Origin of the sequence: Acetobacter sp. P5B1, from assembly GCF_018811985.1 — a bacterium.
In the GTDB taxonomy this organism is placed as follows: domain Bacteria; phylum Pseudomonadota; class Alphaproteobacteria; order Acetobacterales; family Acetobacteraceae; genus Acetobacter; species Acetobacter cerevisiae.
In genome coordinates this window covers 14483-32387 of the sequence record NZ_JACRVS010000001.1, presented here as the reverse complement: position 1 = coordinate 32387, position 17905 = coordinate 14483, and the positions used below count along the sequence as shown (strand labels likewise).

16 protein-coding genes are annotated in these 17905 nt (G+C 58.8%); 8 read left to right on the top strand and 8 right to left on the bottom strand.

The window, feature by feature from the left end:
- Position 1: 1 nt before the first annotated feature.
- Positions 2 to 1411 (bottom strand): glutamine-hydrolyzing carbamoyl-phosphate synthase small subunit, encoded by a 1410-nt coding sequence (carA, locus tag KP703_RS00145; RefSeq protein ID WP_062250991.1) that lies wholly within the window; start codon positions 1409 to 1411, stop codon positions 2 to 4.
- A 181-nt stretch (positions 1412 to 1592) separates the two neighbouring features.
- Between carA and KP703_RS00140 the strand changes: the two genes are divergently transcribed.
- On the top strand, positions 1593 to 2048 hold the full coding sequence (locus KP703_RS00140; protein ID WP_062250992.1) for a GatB/YqeY domain-containing protein: 456 nt from the start codon (positions 1593 to 1595) through the stop codon (positions 2046 to 2048).
- Between the two features lie 164 nt (positions 2049 to 2212).
- Here KP703_RS00140 and KP703_RS00135 read toward each other — a convergent pair whose 3' ends face one another.
- Together KP703_RS00135 and KP703_RS00130 are read right to left on the bottom strand one after the other, a co-directional pair.
- A complete protein-coding gene (locus KP703_RS00135; protein WP_215753440.1) occupies positions 2213 to 2737 on the bottom strand; it encodes a GNAT family N-acetyltransferase in 525 nt (174 codons plus the stop codon).
- A 10-nt stretch (positions 2738 to 2747) separates the two neighbouring features.
- Positions 2748 to 3305 (bottom strand): helix-turn-helix domain-containing protein, encoded by a 558-nt coding sequence (locus tag KP703_RS00130; RefSeq protein WP_215753439.1) that lies wholly within the window; start codon positions 3303 to 3305, stop codon positions 2748 to 2750.
- Between the two features lie 307 nt (positions 3306 to 3612).
- Between KP703_RS00130 and dnaG the strand changes: the two genes are divergently transcribed.
- The 7 genes from dnaG (at position 3613) to KP703_RS00095 (ending at position 10997) form a co-directional block, all read left to right on the top strand.
- Positions 3613 to 5448 carry a DNA primase gene (gene dnaG, locus KP703_RS00125; RefSeq protein WP_215753438.1) on the top strand — a complete coding sequence of 612 codons (1836 nt, stop codon included), beginning with the start codon at positions 3613 to 3615 and terminating at the stop codon, positions 5446 to 5448.
- A gap of 156 nt (positions 5449 to 5604) precedes the next feature.
- Complete coding sequence (gene rpoD, locus KP703_RS00120) at positions 5605 to 7584, top strand: RNA polymerase sigma factor RpoD (RefSeq protein ID WP_062250996.1); 1980 nt, start codon at positions 5605 to 5607, stop codon at positions 7582 to 7584.
- Positions 7574 to 8158, top strand: coding sequence for a GNAT family N-acetyltransferase (locus KP703_RS00115; RefSeq protein ID WP_215753437.1), 585 nt, complete (start codon positions 7574 to 7576; stop codon positions 8156 to 8158). Before rpoD ends, KP703_RS00115 begins: the two co-directional genes overlap by 11 nt.
- Before the next feature lie 155 nt (positions 8159 to 8313).
- Positions 8314 to 8787, top strand: coding sequence for a 30S ribosomal protein S6 (gene rpsF, locus KP703_RS00110; RefSeq protein ID WP_062142236.1), 474 nt, complete (start codon positions 8314 to 8316; stop codon positions 8785 to 8787).
- Between the two features lie 5 nt (positions 8788 to 8792).
- Positions 8793 to 9068 (top strand): 30S ribosomal protein S18, encoded by a 276-nt coding sequence (gene rpsR / locus KP703_RS00105; protein WP_025827993.1) that lies wholly within the window; start codon positions 8793 to 8795, stop codon positions 9066 to 9068.
- A gap of 10 nt (positions 9069 to 9078) precedes the next feature.
- Positions 9079 to 9678 (top strand): 50S ribosomal protein L9, encoded by a 600-nt coding sequence (rplI, locus tag KP703_RS00100; protein WP_062142235.1) that lies wholly within the window; start codon positions 9079 to 9081, stop codon positions 9676 to 9678.
- Positions 9679 to 9785: 107 nt separating this feature from the next.
- Entirely contained in the window at positions 9786 to 10997 is a 1212-nt protein-coding gene (locus KP703_RS00095) for a cyclopropane-fatty-acyl-phospholipid synthase family protein (protein ID WP_215753436.1), read from the top strand.
- 4 nt (positions 10998 to 11001) lie between these two features.
- Here the strand turns inward: KP703_RS00095 and rsmA are convergent, their stop codons facing one another.
- From rsmA to lptF, 5 genes are all read right to left on the bottom strand, one after another.
- Positions 11002 to 11841: a 16S rRNA (adenine(1518)-N(6)/adenine(1519)-N(6))-dimethyltransferase RsmA gene (gene rsmA, locus KP703_RS00090; protein WP_215753435.1), complete on the bottom strand. Its 840-nt coding sequence runs from the start codon at positions 11839 to 11841 to the stop codon at positions 11002 to 11004.
- Positions 11838 to 13193 carry a peptidylprolyl isomerase gene (locus KP703_RS00085; protein ID WP_062251148.1) on the bottom strand — a complete coding sequence of 452 codons (1356 nt, stop codon included), beginning with the start codon at positions 13191 to 13193 and terminating at the stop codon, positions 11838 to 11840. The genes rsmA and KP703_RS00085 overlap by 4 nt, the downstream gene beginning before the upstream one ends.
- A gap of 80 nt (positions 13194 to 13273) precedes the next feature.
- Positions 13274 to 15601 (bottom strand): LPS-assembly protein LptD, encoded by a 2328-nt coding sequence (locus tag KP703_RS00080; protein WP_062251149.1) that lies wholly within the window; start codon positions 15599 to 15601, stop codon positions 13274 to 13276.
- Between the two features lie 6 nt (positions 15602 to 15607).
- Positions 15608 to 16720 (bottom strand): LPS export ABC transporter permease LptG, encoded by a 1113-nt coding sequence (gene lptG, locus KP703_RS00075; protein ID WP_062251003.1) that lies wholly within the window; start codon positions 16718 to 16720, stop codon positions 15608 to 15610.
- 17 nt (positions 16721 to 16737) lie between these two features.
- Positions 16738 to 17883, bottom strand: a complete 1146-nt coding sequence (lptF, locus tag KP703_RS00070) for an LPS export ABC transporter permease LptF (RefSeq protein WP_062272610.1) — start codon at positions 17881 to 17883, stop codon at positions 16738 to 16740.
- Positions 17884 to 17905: the final 22 nt, after the last annotated feature.

Here is a 17905-nt window from a genome sequence, read left to right as displayed (position 1 = left end):
GTTAGTCCTTGCTGCCGTGCGCATCAATCAGCGCGACAAACCGTTCAAAAAGATAAAAGCTGTCAGACGGGCCGGGGCTGGCTTCCGGGTGATACTGCACGGAAAAAGCCGGGAAGCGGTCAGACGCCAGACCTTCGTTAGAGCCATCAAACAGGCTGACATGCGTGACGTGGGCGTCGCCCGGGAGGCTGTCCGCATCCACCGCAAAACCGTGGTTCTGGCTGGTGATTTCCACGCGGCCTGTTCCCAGGTCCTTCACCGGCTGGTTCGCGCCGCGGTGGCCACGGGCCAGCTTGTAGGTCTTGCCCCCCAGAGCGCGGGCCAGAAGCTGATGCCCAAGACAGATGCCAAACAGCGGCAGGCCAGCATTCAGAACACCCTGAATGGCAGGCACGGCATACTCAGCAGTCGCAGCCGGGTCCCCGGGGCCGTTGGAGAGGAAGACGCCAGCGGGCTTGAGGGCCAGAATTTCTTCCGCCGTCGTGGTGGCGGGCACAACGGTTACGTCACAGCCCGCAGCGACCAGACAGCGCAGGATGTTGCGTTTCGCGCCGTAATCCACAGCCACAACCTTGCGGCGGTTTTCCGGGGCGGGGCGGGTGCCTTTCGGCCATTCCCACACGCTCTCACTCCAGGTGTAAGGCGCTTTGCAGGTTACGGTCTTGGCCAGATCCATGCCTTCCAGCCCGGGCCATGCACGGGTGGCGTCCTGCAGGGCGGCCAGATCAAACTGCCCGTTTTCCGGGAAATACAGAGCAGCCGTCTGCGCGCCGTGGTCACGGATCTTCAGGGTGAGGGAGCGGGTATCAATCCCGGCAATACCCGGAACGCCCTGAGCCTTCAGCCATGCGTCCAGACTTTCCGTGGCGCGCCAGTTGGCCGGTTCTGTCAGATCTTCCTTGGTGACGAGGCCAAGGGCCGCAATGCGGGAGGCTTCATCATCTTCCGGCGTGGTGCCCACGTTCCCGATATGCGGGAAGGTGAAGGTGATGATCTGGCCCGCAAAGGACGGGTCCGTCAGCGTTTCCTGATAGCCGGTCATGCCGGTGGAAAAGCAGATTTCACCAAGGGCAGGTTTCTGCGTGAAGGCGCCAAAGCCTTTCCCCCACAGAATGGTTCCGTCTGCAAGAACAAGGGCGGCGGTTGCGCCGTCCGGGCGGGCGTCTGGCATGGGTATTCCTGTTGTGCTGCCTCCCGGTGCCGGGGAGGATTGGTCTGGGGATGTGGGGCTGGCGGGGTCCAGATCTGTCAGCGAAAGACCTGTGGCGCGTGCTATGACGGGCCAGTGGCGGGATGGAATGGCCTGAGCCTGCCGCCATTTGCGGATAGCTTCTGTGCCAACGCCGGTCAGGCGTGCTGTTGCGTCCGGCCCGCCAAGTCGGGCAATGATGGTATCGATTGAAATGGGCATAAGGTAAGACTGTGCCTCCCGTTCCGCATGGTTTAGCAGTCTGTGGAGTGGGTGGGAAGAAATTTCCCACCGGCCTGGGCGGGTTTTAATCCGGGGTGGGAAATTTCTTCCCATCTGATGATTTTATGCCACGCCTGTGCGGTGTGGCCTCTGATGTACATGATATGGAGTATGAGTGGTTATGTCCCTGCGTGAACGCCTGATGGCTGATCTCAAGACGGCAATGAAAGCCGGAGAAAGTGCGCGTGTGGGCACGATCCGCATGATTACGGCCAAACTCAAGGATGTTGAGATTGCGGGCCGCGCCAAGGGTGGCGAAGGGCTGAGCGAGGATGAAGGCCTGTCCGCCCTGCGCGGCATGGTCAAAACCCGCACCGAATCGGCCACCATGTATCGGGATGCTGGTCGGCCGGAACTGGCTGAGAAGGAAGAGGCGGAAATCGCCGTGATCCGTGGCTACCTGCCGCCGGAAATGGATGATGCCGCTCTGGAAGCTGCCGTGAAAGAAGCGCTTGCCGCGACGGGTGCCGAAACCATGAAGGATATGGGTAAGGTCATGGGCGCACTGAAAGCCAAGTTCGGCGCGGGCCTCGATATGGGTCGTGCGAATGCGGTGGTGAAAGCCAGCCTGAGCTAACGGCTTCTCTGTGTGGCGCCGCGGCTTCGGGTCGTGTCGCCACACAGAGCGAAAGCCGTCACTCAGACACATCACGACCTGTCTCAGTGAGCCAAAATCAGGACGCCGCGGCCTCAGTCAACGGTCCTTCAACCCTTCTGGGTAACGGCATCCAATATCGTTTCTTATATCTGTCGATACATATAGGTCGTCGCGTGTCGCGCGCGTCCATCGGGATTCCAGGCATAGTCCGGGATGCGTCCCGCAATCTCGAAACCGAGCTTGGCATATAGCGGCTCGGCAACGTCCCCGCTTCGCGTATCCAATGTTACAAGAGTCTTGTCGAGCTCTCTGGCGCGGTCAAGTGCATGCGTCATGAGGAGATGCCCGACCCCTAATCGTCGAAAGTCGGGATGGACGATCATTTTGGCAATTTCGCATCGATGTGACTGGTTAGGGGGCATCGCAGTAATAAGCTGCACGGTGCCGACGACTTGCCCTTCACGCACTCCTGCAAAAAGCACTCGTCGTCCAGCCACGACCTCTGGCAGAACGTCGTTTGACCAGTAACAAGCGGCCTCCTGTTGGGAGAATGGAGCCATGAAGCTTATAGCTGCTCCGCCGTTGACGCTCCTGGCGAGAATGCAGGACAATGCTTCGACATTGCTTTCTATGTCCTGTGCGCCGAGTTCGATGACATGCATTTTCATCAGAAATTCCTTAGGCCATGGCGATGATGTAGCGGGCAGGCAACTCAGAGGTCTCAAAGGACGACGCGCCGCGCAACTGATAGCGCAGGCAATCTCCCGAACGTAGATCGTAAGAGGCACCATCGACGGTGATGGTCAGGGATCCGGCCAGCATAAGCAGGTGATGTTCATGTCCCGGAAAGGCTGGTCTGTCATAAGCGATGTGCTGATAAGGCTCGATTGAACACTCGATGATCTCGAGTTTGAGTTGTCGGCTTGGTGGTGAAACAACGCGGCGAGAGAACTTCTTCTCCGGGTCTGACCAGACGTTCTGCTTGTCGCGTCGGGCTAAGGGAGGGAAGCTTGGTTCCAGCGGGGCAAGGAGTTGGGAAAGCGGCAGCGCAAATGCGGCTGCAAGACGGCCGAGAGTTTCTGCCGTCGGACTGACATCAGCGTTCTCAATGCGAGACAGAGAGGCACGACTTACGCCACTCTTTTCAGCGAGTGCTTGTAAGCTTAGGCCGAGGTCAAGCCGCAGCGTTTTGAGGTGCTCGGCTAAGGTCGGGCAGGATTGATTATCTTTGTCCATATATGAGATATAATCCCCGATATGAGACATTTCAAGGCTGCAAAGAGAAATGGTCTGATCCGTTCGGACAGGCGCGCGGTGTGTTCTGCTGGTTGTCTCGTATGGAAATCTCAGGGTTCAATCCATTGGGGGAATTAAAAAAATATTTGGCGTCAGAAGGAGGATGTCTTCTTTTTAAACTCTGCTCACAATGTCAGCAAAAAACCCTGAATGCCGTTGGTAGTCTTTTTCGTATGAGCCTCATCATTCTTTCATTCGTGCGGCGGAGTGTGTGTTGAAATCAGACGCAAAATGATATCACCCGCCTATGGCAATTGAGGCAGGCTTTCTGGATGAACTCCGTGCCCGCACGCCGCTGTTTTCAGTGGTGGGGCGGAGGGTTAAGCTCGCCCGGTCCGGCAGGAACTGGAAGGGCTGCTGCCCGTTTCATGGTGAAAAAACGCCGTCCTTCTATGTGTATGATGACCACTTTCACTGCTTTGGTTGCGGTGTGCATGGGGATGTCATCTCCTTCGTCATGCAGATGGAAGGCAAAAGCTTTCCGGAGGCGGTGGAAGAACTGGCTTCTGCGGCTGGGCTGGATGTTCCCAAAGACACGCGACGCTCTCAGGAAGAAGTGGCGCACACCCGGTCTCTGGGTGAGGTGCTGGAGCTTGTGCAGGAGATCTGGTCGTCTGCGCTGTATTCGCCCTCAGGGCGGGCCGGGCTGGACTATCTGCTGGGGCGCGGGCTGACGCGAGAGACCATTGAGACCTTCGGGCTGGGCTGGGCTGGAGACGGGCGCGGGAGCCTGACGACGGCGCTGGCGGCCAAAGGGGTAACGCCTCAGATGATGGCGGAAGCCGGGCTGATGCGTCTGGATGAGGACGGACGCCCCAAGGGTGAACTGTTCTGGGGGCGCGTGACGTTCCCCATCCGCGACCGCAAAGGGCGGCTGGTGTCCTTTGGTGGCCGTATTTTGGGGGATGGTCAGCCTAAATATCTGAATGGCCCGGAAACGGCGCTGTTTTCCAAGCGGCGCCTGCTGTTCGGGCTGGATCGGGCGCGGGGGGCGGTGCGGGCGCCCCGGCCTAAAGGAACGCCTGCGACGGATCTGGTCGTGGTCGAAGGCTATATGGACGTCATTGCCCTGCATCAGGCCGGGTTTGGTGGCGCAGTCGCCCCGCTGGGGACCGCGCTGACGCCAGAGCAGCTTGAGGTGCTCTGGCAGGTCGATCGCGCACCGGTGCTGTGCTTTGACGGGGACTCTGCTGGCCGTCGTGCCGCGGCGCGGGCGGCGGAGACGGCTTTGCCACTGTTGAAGGAAGAGCGCTCGCTCCGCCTTTGCCTGCTGCCGGAAGGGGAAGACCCGGATAGTCTGGTGCGCTCTCGTGGGGCGCAGGCGGTGGGGGATCTGTTCGCCTCTGCTAGCCCGCTTTCTGATGTGCTGTTTGATCTGCTGGCGGGAGGGGTGAGTAATCCGGGCCCGGAAGAGCGGGCGGCCCTGCGGCGCAAGCTTGTGGAAGCTGCGTCTCTCATTCCTGAAAAAAATCTGGCGGCAGAATATCGCTCCACGCTGCTGGATCGGTTTTTTGAAACCTTCCGGCGGAAAAAGGGTGGCGGCTCTTTTGGGAAGGGGAATTCTGCCCCTGGCGGCAGTGGTAGCCGCGTGCCGCAGGATATGCAGCCATCCCGCATAGACCCTGTGCGCGAGCGGCAGCGTATTCTTCTCGCCCTCCTGCTGCGCTACCCGGAACTGGTGACGGAGGTGGAGGAAGCCCTCTGTCGCCTGAGCCTGCCGGAGGATTATTCCGAACTGCGTGCCCTGCTGCTGGATATGTCCGCAGAGGGGCTGCTCCCCGAAGATGGCAAGACGCTGCTGGACGAACTGGCTGGCCGGGAGGAAGAGGCGCTGGTCCAATCCGTAATCACGGAAGGCCCTTTGCCGTTGAATCTGGAAGAAAAAGACACCTCGCTTGCTGTGGCCATAAGAACACAGTGGTGGCATTTTTACGGTTTATTGAATTTTGGTCAGTTTCGAAAAGAAGTTGAGCAGGAGGTTGCGCGCTTCGCACAGGATGGGGCAGATATGGCGGAATGGAAGCGGCTACAGCCAAGGCTGGAGGCTTTGGCGGCGCTGCGGCGTGGGGAGATAGACGAGTAGTTTTTACGAGGCGTGGGGAATGTTCGGCCCGCGTTCCTCTTGACTTCGGGGGCAGTATATCCCACGTCCTGCCCGCCCTGGAAAACTGAACAATTTGTGTTGAGCTGGTCGTTCTGCAACTTGTCAGAATGCAGCGGGGGGAGGAGCAGGTCTGGCATGGCAACAAAGACAGCATCGGGTAACGGAGCGCACTCAGCGGAGCAGGATGGTGACACCACCACCCTGGATACGCAGTCTGCCGCGGTCAAAAAGCTGATCGCGAAGGGGCGTGAGCGCGGGTACATCACGTTTGACGAGCTGAATGCTGTGCTGCCTCAGGACAAGATGTCCTCCGAGCAGATTGAGGACATCATGGCGATGTTGTCCGAAATGGGTATTCAGGTCGTCGAGAACGAAGAGAACGAAGAGACCGAGTCTCAGAAGACAGAAAAAGCTGAGGGCGAAGAGGCGGAGGAAGCCGAAGAGGCTGAAACCGAAACCGCTTCCGGTAACGTCAACGCAGAAAATCTTGGCCGCACGGATGACCCTGTGCGCATGTATCTGCGCGAAATGGGCACGGTGGAGCTGCTCTCCCGCGAGGGTGAGATTGCTATTGCCAAGCGCATTGAGGCTGGCCGTGATGAAATGATCGGCGGTCTGTGCGAAAGCCCGCTGACCTTCCGCGCCATCATCTCCTGGCATGAGAAGATCCGTAACAATGAAATGCTGCTGCGTGACATTGTGGATCTGGAAGCCATGCAGGCCGCCACTAACCCCATGGGGGAAGTGGGCTCCGGCGATGCGTTTGAAAACGCAGAAGGTGAGAGCGAAGAGGGCGATGAGCCGGAAAATGAAGCTGAAGGCGAAGTTGAGGGGGAAGGCAGTGGCCTGTCTCTTTCCGCGCTGGAAGAAAAGCTGAAGCCGGAAATCCTCGCGCATTTTGAAGAAATTGAGCCGCTGTACGAAAAGCTGCGCAAGCTTCAGGTCAAGCGCATTGATGTGCTGACCACCGGTGAGGAAGTGCAGGATCGCTCTGAGAAGATCTATGCCGCCCTGCGTGATGAGCTGGTGGGCAAGGTCGAGCAGGTGCATCTGCACAACAACCGGATTGAAGATCTGGTTATCCAGCTGAAAGAACTGTTCCGCAGCCTGAACGTGCTGGAAGGCCGCATGCTGCGTCTGGCCGAAAGCTGCCGCGTATCGCGTGAAGACTTCCTGCTGAAATACCGTGGCCGTGAACTGGACCCGGCATGGATGGACATGGTTTCCGCACTGCCGGGCAAGTCCTGGAAGAACTTTGTCGCCAAACATTCTGAAACCGTGATTGGTCTGCGGAATCAGGTTGCTGAGCTGGCTCAGGATACAGGGCTGCCGATTGGTGAATTCCGCCGCGTTTACGCAACCGTTGCGCGCGGTGAGCGCGATTCCGCTCGCGCCAAGAAGGAAATGATTGAGGCCAATCTGCGCCTCGTGATTTCCATTGCGAAGAAATACACCAACCGTGGTTTGCAGTTCCTTGATCTGATTCAGGAAGGCAATATCGGCCTGATGAAGGCCGTGGATAAGTTTGAATACCGCCGCGGCTACAAGTTCTCCACCTATGCAACCTGGTGGATCCGGCAGGCGATTACACGGTCCATTGCGGATCAGGCGCGGACCATTCGTATTCCGGTCCACATGATCGAGACCATCAACAAGCTGGTGCGGACCTCCCGCCAGATGCTGCATGAGATCGGTCGTGAACCGGCACCGGAAGAGCTGGCTGAAAAGCTGGGGATGCCGCTGGAAAAAGTGCGGAAAGTTCTCAAGATCGCCAAAGAGCCGATTTCTCTCGAAACCCCGATCGGGGATGAGGAAGATAGCCATCTGGGTGACTTCATTGAGGATAAGACGGCGATTATCCCGCTGGATGCCGCTATTCAGACCAACCTGCGTGAAGCCACAACCCGCGTGCTCGCCTCGCTCACACCGCGTGAAGAGCGCGTGCTGCGTATGCGCTTCGGGATTGGGATGAACACGGACCACACGCTGGAAGAAGTCGGCCAGCAGTTCAACGTGACCCGTGAACGTATCCGTCAGATTGAAGCCAAGGCTCTGCGTAAGCTCAAACACCCCAGCCGCAGCCGCAAGCTCCGGTCCTTCCTGGATGATAACTGAGGTTCTCATCCGGCAGGCTGAGCCTGCGACGCGCATGAAGGTTGATGTGACCTTCATGCGGATGCTGCGCCCCCCTCAGGGGGAAGGGCTTGCTCTGCCGGAAGGCTGGTCCGTTGAGACCAATGTCCGGCCAGATGTGGCCGGATACCGCCTGCTGCAGGACAAGGTTGGGCGGGATTATTGCTGGTGGATGCGTCAGGCTGCGTCTGATCGCGATTTGCAGCATTTTCTGGAAGAAGGGCCGGCCAGCATTGCGTTGCTCCGCCAGGGGCGGGCGATCCGTGGCTTTTATGAGCTCAATCTGTTTAATCCTCAGGATATCAACCTGTCTTATTTTGGCCTCTTCCCGGAAGCCATTGGGCACGGGGTAGGGCGCGCTTTTCTGGACATGGCTGTGCGCCATGCCTGGGCGCTTGGCCCGCTGTGTGTGCGGGTGAATACCTGCACGGCTGACCATCCCCGCGCGTTGCCGCTGTATAAGCAGGTCGGTTTTGAACCTGTGCGCACGGTGGAAGAAACGTGGGACGTGCCGAACAGGCTCGGCTTAAAGATTCCTGAGAGATTTCTGGTCTGAACTCTTGCTTTCTGGCAGGAAGTGTGGTTGACACGCCATCTTCCCTGCCGGGTGCGCGGCATCGCTCCGGCTATACCCAATGCTCTGCTTTCGTAGGGCGCTGTTGCCGGAACGGTCTGGCGCAGTTGGGTTGATACGATCCGAAGGGAGTACCCATGCCACTTTACGAGACCGTGCTTATTGCACGTAATGACATTTCCCAGCAGCAGGTCGATGCGATCATCGACGGCATCATTGCTCAGGTCGAAGCCGACGGCGGCTCCGTCAAGAAGCGCGAATACTGGGGTCTGCGCACGCTCGCTTACCGTATCAAGAAAAACCGCAAGGGCCACTACGTCCTGCTGGGTCTTGATATGAAAGCCGAGATGCTCAAGGAAATCGAGCGTCAGCTCGCCATCAATGAAGACGTTCTGCGTCTGCTGGCGCTGCGCGTTGATGAAATTGATGAAGCTCCGTCCCCGGTTCTGTCCCGCAAGGGTGATGACCGCGGTGACCGTGGTTTCCGTGGCCCGAAGCCGGCCGGACGCTTTGAAAGCGGCCGTGGTGGCCGTCGTTCTTCCGAAGATCGTGAAGAATATCGCGCCCGTGATGAAAAGCCGGCTGAAGCAGCCAGCACTGAAGCGGAGTGAGCAGCATGTCTGAAACGACCGAAATCAATCCCGCCGCACGTCGCCCTGCTGTAGGTGCCCGTCGTCCGTTCTACCGTCGTCGTAAGTCCTGCCCGTTCTCCGGCCCGAATGCGCCGAAGATCGACTACAAGGACGTACGTCTGCTGAGCCGTTTCCTGTCCGAACGTGGCAAGATCGTGCCGAGCCGTATTACGGCGGTTTCCGCAAAGAAGCAGCGTGAGCTGGCTCAGGCTATCAAGCGTGCCCGCTTCCTTGCTCTGCTTCCCTACGTGATGAGCTGAGAGGGCGATCATGGCTGCTACAGAAGTGATCCTGCTTCAGCGCGTTGAACATCTGGGTCAGATGGGCGATGTGGTGAAGGTTCGTCCGGGTTATGCCCGTAACTTCCTGCTGCCGCAGGGCAAGGCTATTCGTGCAAACGAAGCCAACCGTTCACGCTTCGACCGTGAACGCGCCCAGCTTGAGGCACAGAACATCAAACGTCGTGAAGAAGCCGAGCGTCTCTCCGAGCGCATGGACGGTCTGGCCGTTGTGCTGATCCGTCAGGCTGGTGACAGCGGCAGCCTGTATGGCTCCGTGTCCACCCGTGACGTTGCTCAGGTTGTGACCGAAGCTGGTTTCACCATCTCCCGTCAGCAGGTCTTCCTGGCTCATCCGATCAAGTCTCTTGGTCTGTATGAAGTCAAGATTGCTCTGCACCCGGAAGTTGTTGTGCCGGTTGTGGTCAACGTTGCCCGCTCTGCTGAAGAAGCTGAGCGTCAGGCACGCGGTGAAGCCGTGAGCGTTGAAGAAGAAGCAGAAATGGCTGGTGATGAAGCCGAGATCGAAGGCGAAATTGTCGCTGACGACGCGGAAGCACCGGCAGCAGAAGAAAACAAAGCCGACGCCTGATCGTCGTCTTTTTTCTGCTATGCTTTCAAAAGGGTCCGGAAAGTATTTCCGGGCCCTTTTTTGTGTTTTATCATCACGTATTTTCATGGCCATGACGGAGTAAGTGCATGAACCGCATTCTGGACCGGATATTACGGCACTTCATTTCCTCGGGGCTGCTGCATGTTGCCTGGCCCGATGGAAGCCTGACGCACTATCGCGGCAGCAAGCCGGGCCCTGAGGCCGGGATGAAGCTGGTGGATAATGCCAGTGCGCGCGCTCTGGCCATGAACCCCGGTCTGGCCTTTGGCGAAGGCTATATGAATGGCGGCATCCAGCCGATGGATTGCACGCTGTATCAGCTGCTGGACCTGCTGATGCTCAATGCCATGTCTCCCGGCCATTTGCCGGAGCAGATTGCCAGCACGTTCCGCTATGCCTGCCGGAACTGGATCCAGTTCAATCCGATCAAACGTGCCCGCCAGAATGTGGCGCATCACTATGATCTGGATAGCCGTCTATATGACCTGTTTCTGGACAAGGATAAGCAGTATTCCTGCGCATATTTCCGCCGGGGCGATGAGACGCTGGATGAGGCGCAGGAAGCCAAGAAAAAGCATATTGCCTCCAAGCTACTGCTGAACAAGCCGGGGCTGGAAGTTCTGGATATTGGCTGCGGCTGGGGCGGTATGGCGCTGACACTGGCGCGGGATTACGGTGCGATTGTGACTGGGATCACGCTTTCAGAAGAGCAGCTGACCATTGCCCGCCGCCGTGCGAAGGAAGAGGGCTTAGAAGGGCGTGTGCGCTTTGAAATGCTCGATTACCGCAATCTTAACCGGCGGTTTGACCGGATTGTCTCTGTTGGCATGTTCGAGCATGTGGGCGTGCATCACTACCACCAGTTTTTCGAAATTCTGAAAAACAACCTGACAGATGATGGCGTGGCCCTTGTGCATTCCATCGGGCGGAATGACGGTCCCGGCACGACCAACCCGTGGATCAACAAATATATCTTCCCGGGTGGGTATTCACCGTCTCTGAGTGAAGCCTTTGCCGCCGTAGAGCGGTCTGGCCTGTGGGTGACGGATTGCGAAATCCTGCGTCTACACTACGCCAAGACCATCGCTATCTGGCGGGAGCGGTTTGCCGCTAACCGTTCTAAAGCAGTTGCGCTGTATGATGAACGGTTTGCGCGGATGTTCGAGTTTTATCTGGACGCCGCAGAACTGTCCTTCCACGTGCAGGGGCACATGAACTTCCAGATGCAGATTGCCCGCTCCATTAATGCGGTGCCTCTGACGCGGGATTATATGGCGGAAGCGGAAGGCCCAGCCTGAAAAATTAGCCCCTGGCGGAAAGAGCCAGATGGGCGCGGGCGAGGCTGTCAAACTCTGCGATGGTGAGTGTTTCGGCCCGGCGGGTGCCGTCAATGCCGGTTTCAGCCAGCAGGCGCTCACCGTGCAGCCCTTTCAGGGAGCCACGCAGCATTTTGCGGCGCTGCCCGAAGGCGGCGGCGGTGACCCGTTCCATGGCCTTGAACAAAGCGGGTTCAGGCTGCTGGGCGTGGGGCGTGATGCTGACAACAGCAGACCAGACCGCAGGCGGCGGAGAAAAAGCCCCCGGCGGCAGCTTCATGACAATGGCGCACTGGGCGCACCACTGGGCCAGAACACCCAGCCGCCCGTAATGGGATGAACCCGGTACCGCGCAAATCCGCTCGACAACTTCGAGCTGGAACATGAGGGTGAGGCGTTCCCACGCGCTCCCCTGTCGCAGCCAGCCAACCAGCAGGGGTGTAGCGACATTGTAAGGCAGGTTGGCGACAATATGCCGGGGAGCAGGGCACAGGGTTGTCAGATCCTGTTTGAGAGCGTCTGCTTCCACCAGTTTCAGGCGGTCGGGGTAAAACGCGATGAGTTCGCGGATAATTTCGGCGGCACGCGGATCAACTTCCACGGCTGTGACGGAGGCCGCTTTGGTGCCCAGTAGCGCACGCGTCAGGCCACCGGGGCCGGGGCCAACTTCCACCACATGCCGCCCGTCCAGCGTGCCTGCCAGAGCGGCAATGCGGTTGGTGATATCAGGATCCAGCAGAAAGTGCTGACCAAGCGCCTTACGGGCGTCCAGCCCGTGGCGGCTGATAACGTCCTTTAAGCTTTCAAGACCGGAGAGGGACGTCATACGCCCTTCAGCTTGATACGCATGTCGATCATGGCTTTGCGGTGCAGATCACTGTCCAGCTGGCGGGCTGTCTGCTCCACGCGTTCATTCATCAGCTGGTCAGCAATTTCGCTGGGTGAGCGGTCGGCAAAGTTCTTCTCTTTTTTGGAGCAGACCATGATCAGGTCAATCCCATCTGTGGAAACCAGAGGGCGGGAGACTTTGTTCAGCGGCAGGGATTCCAGCAGGCCGCGCATCTGCGGGTTCATGCGTTCCAGCTGGAGCTCACCAGGGTCAGACGGTCTTCTTTCCCCATTCTGCTGGTTGATGGCGGCCACTTCGTCACAGGAATGCACGGTCTGCGCAATTTTGACGGCTTTTTGCAGGGTCTGCTGCTGCTGGGGCGTAATGTGTTCCGGGTTGAGCTCGGCATCAAACGGCAGGAAAGCCTGACGAATGGAAATGACATGCCCCGGCTGGTGGCCGATAATCCGCTTGCCATTAACCGTGATAATCACAAACCCGCCGGGCACCTTGATGGGGTTGGAGATAGCGCCAGCGCCCACCGGCATCTGTTTGATCATGTCGATCACAGCCGGGTCCAGCTCATCTTCCTGCACCCAGCCCATGGAACCGCCATCCAGAGCCGTCTGGCTCTGGGAGAACTGGGCCGCCACAATCGGGAAAGGCGCGCCTTTGCGCAGTTCCTGGATAACGGTGTTGGTAAAGGCCAGCTCTTCTTCCGCGTGACGCGGATCTTCCACCTTCACGAAGATTTCGCTCAGGTTATATTCTGTCCGGCCATCCTGCCGCTTCAGAGCATCTTCACGCTGAGCAATTTCTTTTGCGGAGACGCGGCCACGCGCTCCAAGCTCCTGCCGCAGCACCTGCACCCAGCCAATCTGGACCCGGATCTGGTCGATCAGGGTCGTCAGAGAGACACCGTCCTGCGCCAGTCGATCACGCAGGGCGTTTTCCGGCATACCGTTGCGGCGTTCAATCCCGGCAATGGCGGCGGCAATCTGTTCGGGCGGGGTGTTGATATGGCGCGAGAGAATTTCCTGCGTGCGCAGGCGTTCATCAATCAGCTGGCGGATAATCTGCGGGCGCAGGCGCTGCATCAGCTCATCATTGACCGGCAGACCGGTGGAGAGCGCGAACAGCTTGCCGCGATTGTTCACATCACGCGTGGTCAGCGGAATGCTGTTGACCACGGCAATAATGGTGTCGTCCGGGAGGGGCGCTTTGGCCTGGGTTGAGGAGGCGGACGCCGCCTGTGTCTGCCCGGTATGGGTATGGGGGGCAGCATTGGCAACGGAGGCCAGTGTCAGAGCCGTAAGGGAGCAGGCCAGTGTAAGAGAGCGCAGACGCATGCAGGACAGTCTTTCAGCTTTCCGCTGGAGAACGGGAATAATCTTGAATACCGGAGACGACGGGTTTTTTGAAGCACTGATCATTTGAGACCAAACGCCCCCAGCGTTTTGAAGCTGACAGTGAACAGATAAGTCGAGTTACGCTGCTGACCACCGATGGACGTGTATTGTTTGAGATACATGAAATCAAGGCCGAAGCAGTCATTGTTATAGCCGATATCGCCGCCCAGAGAGACAAATTCCTTACGGGAGAGACTGCGGCGGGCAAAGCCGGACAGGTGCCAGTTGGCCCAGTCGGTGGAGAAGCCGCCGCTCAGCTCGCTGGTGCGCACGTAATAGAGCTGCGTCGGGCCGGAAGAGCGATAATCGGTTGCGTAATAGTAGTACGGGGTGACCGGCTCATAAATATACCCGCCCCGGACACGGAAGTGCGGCACCCCGGCGCTGAACAGCGCATCCCCGAAGTCAAACTTGGAGGTATAGGGGTTCAGCCGCATACGCGCCGTGAAGTCGAAATACTGGTTGGGGACAACGCGCGCGCGGGCCACGATGTCCGACACATGGTGGTCCAGCCCGGAATAGGGCAGGCGGTCCTGCGTAATATGCTCCTGGAAACTGGCACCGCCCAGCAGGTCGATTTCATGACCATCCCACGTCCAGTTGGCATGCATGCCAACATTGCCACGCAGGCCGCCATCCAGCCTGTCCGTGCCCTGATAGCGGTTGAGCGAGAACAGGGTTGAATCCGTAAATTCGTAGGCCAGACTGTCTTCGTTCGGAATGTTGTCGTTTGTGCCGGCCCCGGTGTTGGGGGCGTAAATGGCCTGCACGATCGGTTCCAGAATCTGCGTGCCGTGGCCATGTTCAAACGTGCGGATGAACGGCCAGTTGGTCTTCAGCGCGATGGTCGGCAGAACCTGCCCGCTGACGGAGGTTGCGCCGGTTTTGTAGAAGTTGGGCTGCTGGTAAAGCTTGCGGGCCCGGTAGACCATGGAATCCAGATGCAGGGTCAGCAGGAACTTCTGGCCCAGACGGTTGGTAAACGGACGATCCCAGTTCAGCGCAAGCTGGCCGCGCATGTCGGAGGTGCCGTTGTCACGCCGGACGTTGAAGTCCGTGGTGGATACCCCAAAACGGCCGCCCCACGCATCGGGCTGCCCGAGGTAGCTATAGGTATAGCGCGGCAGCACGAACGGCAGGTCCGAGTTGCGGATAACACCCTGGTTCAGGCCCTGATAATACTGGGCGTCCACGCGACTGTAAGCGCCGGTGCCAAAGCCTTCCAGATAGGCGTTGGAGTTCAGGGTGTCCGAGCCATAACCCTGCACACGGTAATCGCGCATATAGTCAGCGGATGTGGCCAGATTAATATTGGCCCCGGCGCGCCAGTATTTGTTGATGGAGAACTGGCCATTGGCAAAAATATAACCCTGCATCCCATGGCCGTTGCCCCGGCCGACAGGTTCCCCGAAGTTGTTGGTGTAGCTGCTGGAGCGGTGGGTATCGTAAGCGATACCTCCCTGCACATTCAGCATGCCGAAGTTGAAGAGCTTTCTGTACTGCGCGCTGAGCTGCGGGCCTGTTTTGGTAGAGAACAGCCCCTGCACCGTGACGTCGGACGTATCATCCAGCACCCAGTAATAGGGGATGGTGAAGTAGGTGCCCAGATAGCGGTCATGCGGGGTCACGCCCGGCATGAGGAAGCCGCTATGCCGTTTGGACGAGGGGTCCGTCATGGAGAAGTAGGGCAGATAGATGACGGGGATACCGAAAATATCGATAAACGTATCCCGGAAATCAATCCGCTCGTGCTGCAGATCCTGCGTGGCGTCATAGGCGCGGAACTGCCAGAACGGCGCGCGCGTCTTGTCTTTTTCGCAGATTTCGCAGGCCGTATAGACGGCGCGGCTCATGACGTTGACCTTGCCGCCGGTGCGGCGCAGGCCGTTGGCGGCCAGCTTGGCGTTTTCCGGCAGGCGCGCATTGACGTGCAGCATAATGCCGTCGCGCATATTGCCGGTCAGTTCCGCATAATTGGCGTACATGACCGAGCCATCCGGCTGGATGGTGGCCACGTTGCCACGTGCGGCGACGATGCCGGTATCCCGGTCAAAAACAATCTTGTCCGCGCGCAGCACATGGTCGCCCTGCCAGACCTGCACATTGCCAGTCCAGGTGACCGTGTTAGCGTGGTCATCATAGTCCACGCTGTCAGACTGGAAGGTTGCCGGTTCATCAGGGGACGTTTTGGCGCCGGTGTTCAGATGCATCGGTTGCGGCCTGAACTGGGCGTGCGCCTCTTTGGGCGTTACGACCAGAATGCACGCGGTCATGCCTCCCAGCGCCGTGGCGGCGGCAAGCGTGCGCCGGCGGTGCAGAAGCCGGAAACGGGAAGGCCGAGAGGCCACGGTCAATCAGCCATCCTCCAGATGAAGAAGCAGTGAGATAGCGAGGCAAAGCCCGGCAACGGTAGGAGCCCATGCCGCCAGAACGGGGGGGAGGGCACCGGAGTTACCAAACTGCTCCGCAACTTTTGATACTGTGAAAAGCAGAAATCCCGCCGCAACGCCAGACCCGATCATCTGAGCTACGCCGCCGCGCCGTGTTGGACGCATGGAAAACCCTGCTGCCACAAGAGCCATAGTGCCTGCCAGCATAGGGAGCGCGAGCAGAGACTGGAAGTGAATCCGGTGGCGGATGGAAGAAAAGCCGGAGCGGTCCAGCAGCGCGATAAAGCTCGGCAGAGCCCAGACAGAGAGGGTTTCCGGCGAGGAAAAACTTTCCTGCACACGGGCGACTGTCAGATCAGTCGGCAGATTCATCTGGCCGAGGGGATGAAGAATTTCATTCGGGCGGACGGTCTGCGCGCTTTTCAGTTCCCAGACGCGGTCCCCCAGAATGCCATCAGGCGATTCGATTCTCATGACCAGCTTGTCGTTCCGGTCCAGCCGGAAAACGCTGACATCATGAATGTGCAGAATCCCTTTCTCCAGCTGCACACCACGGGCATGCAGGATCGCCACGCCTTTTGGGTCATACTGGCTGTCTGCCTGCCGCAGCCACAGGGAGCCGCTGGACAGGCTGAGAGGGCCGCCGCCGGTGCGCAGATATTGCTGGTCCAGCTCTTCCGCCCGGCGATACATGGCGGAGGAGAGCGGGGAGATCAGGGCTGTTGCGATGGTGCCGATCAGCATGGCGCAGGCCAGAGGGCCGGCCAGAAACTGCCATGCGGAAATACCGGCGGCACGGGCCACAATCAGCTCTGAAGAGCGGGTCAGCCGCCAGAAGCAGATAATGCCCCCCAGCAGAATACCGAACGGCAGGATTTCCACAGAAAAATAGGGGACGTGCAGGGCTGCAATTTCTGTCACCACATTGGTGGAAACGTCCGGCCGGGTCGCAACGCGGCGCAGCAGATCGATAAAGTCGAACAGGCAGACAATGCCGGTCAGCGACGCAATCATGGCTACGACGGAAAAGACGAACTGGCGCGCGATGTAGAGCGAGAGGGTGACGGAGACAACCATAAGGGGCGCGTTCTTCCTCAGACCGTGCGGGTGCTGGAGCGGAGGCGCAGCTCCGGCAGAAACAGGATGGCCGCACACGCTAAGCCGGGCAGCAGGGCCACCAGCGGGATAAGCGGAATGAGCGCCATATTCCGGCTGGCAAGATTTTGCAGCAGCAGGTTGAACGCCAGCAATCCGACCACGCTGAGCACAGCAGCCAGTGGGCGCTTGATGTTACCGTGGCGTGAGAACACGCCGCGCAGCACAGCAAACAGGCCGACCATGGCAAAGGAGAAGCAGGTGAGTGGGGAGGTTAGCCTGCGCCAGCCCTCCACCTTGAACTTGCCGGTATCACGCGGGGCGACCTCTTTAGGGTCCGGGTTCAGCAGTTCATGCAGGGACATTTCCGCCGCATCGCGGAAGCGGGAGTCTTCCTGATGTGTGGAGGAGAGATCCATGGAATCCTGTTGAAAAACCAGCATGTCCAGACGCCCCGTTTTATGGTCGATCACCTGACGGGAGCCGTCATACAGGATGACGCGGGGTGTGTCGTTGACAATCATCATGGTGCCGCGATTGGCCAGAATTGTGGCGCGGCTGTTGGGCTGGCGGTCATCCTCCACCACAATACCGTGCAGCGTGCCGTCATGGCTGCGCTCACGGATATAGACCGTCATCACGTCGGAAACTTTGGTGAAGACGCCTTCCTGCAGCATGAAAGCCGCCATCTTGTTCCGGATCTGGAATTCAAACTGCCGGAAGTGATGGTAGGAGACGGGCACGACCCACAGATTGAGCAAAAACCCGATAAATGTCGCCATCAGGGCGCAGGTCAGGCCGGGGCGCGCCAGAGCAATGGGCGAGAGCCCTGCGGCGCGCATCACCGTTAGTTCCCGGTCTCCTGCCAGCCGTTGATAGACAAACAGGCTGACCACAAAGGTGGTGATGGGGAGCACAACGGCGACAAAAGAGGGAATAAGCAGGCTGGTCAGCTCGATAAAGACCCGCAGGGACAATCCGCGATCGACCACCAGCGAGACAAAGCGCAGCGATTGCATCAGCCAGATAAGCGCCGCCAGCCCCCCGGTGGTGGCCAGAAGGGCAATCAGAAGCTGATGAAACACGTAGCGGTCCAGCGTGGAGACGCGTGCTTTCAGCCATGATGGAAATGAACGGACGGTCATATCTGTCTTATCTACCCCCTCC

Coding starts and splice junctions, on each gene's coding strand:
- carA (WP_062250991.1), bottom strand. CDS start 1,411: ATGCCCATTTCAATCGATACCATCATTGCCCGACTTGGCGGGCCGGAC.
- KP703_RS00140 (WP_062250992.1), top strand. CDS start 1,593: ATGTCCCTGCGTGAACGCCTGATGGCTGATCTCAAGACGGCAATGAAA.
- KP703_RS00135 (WP_215753440.1), bottom strand. CDS start 2,737: ATGAAAATGCATGTCATCGAACTCGGCGCACAGGACATAGAAAGCAAT.
- KP703_RS00130 (WP_215753439.1), bottom strand. CDS start 3,305: ATGGACAAAGATAATCAATCCTGCCCGACCTTAGCCGAGCACCTCAAA.
- dnaG (WP_215753438.1), top strand. CDS start 3,613: ATGGCAATTGAGGCAGGCTTTCTGGATGAACTCCGTGCCCGCACGCCG.
- rpoD (WP_062250996.1), top strand. CDS start 5,605: ATGGCAACAAAGACAGCATCGGGTAACGGAGCGCACTCAGCGGAGCAG.
- KP703_RS00115 (WP_215753437.1), top strand. CDS start 7,574: ATGATAACTGAGGTTCTCATCCGGCAGGCTGAGCCTGCGACGCGCATG.
- rpsF (WP_062142236.1), top strand. CDS start 8,314: ATGCCACTTTACGAGACCGTGCTTATTGCACGTAATGACATTTCCCAG.
- rpsR (WP_025827993.1), top strand. CDS start 8,793: ATGTCTGAAACGACCGAAATCAATCCCGCCGCACGTCGCCCTGCTGTA.
- rplI (WP_062142235.1), top strand. CDS start 9,079: ATGGCTGCTACAGAAGTGATCCTGCTTCAGCGCGTTGAACATCTGGGT.
- KP703_RS00095 (WP_215753436.1), top strand. CDS start 9,786: ATGAACCGCATTCTGGACCGGATATTACGGCACTTCATTTCCTCGGGG.
- rsmA (WP_215753435.1), bottom strand. CDS start 11,841: ATGACGTCCCTCTCCGGTCTTGAAAGCTTAAAGGACGTTATCAGCCGC.
- KP703_RS00085 (WP_062251148.1), bottom strand. CDS start 13,193: ATGCGTCTGCGCTCTCTTACACTGGCCTGCTCCCTTACGGCTCTGACA.
- lptG (WP_062251003.1), bottom strand. CDS start 16,720: ATGGTTGTCTCCGTCACCCTCTCGCTCTACATCGCGCGCCAGTTCGTC.
- lptF (WP_062272610.1), bottom strand. CDS start 17,883: ATGACCGTCCGTTCATTTCCATCATGGCTGAAAGCACGCGTCTCCACG.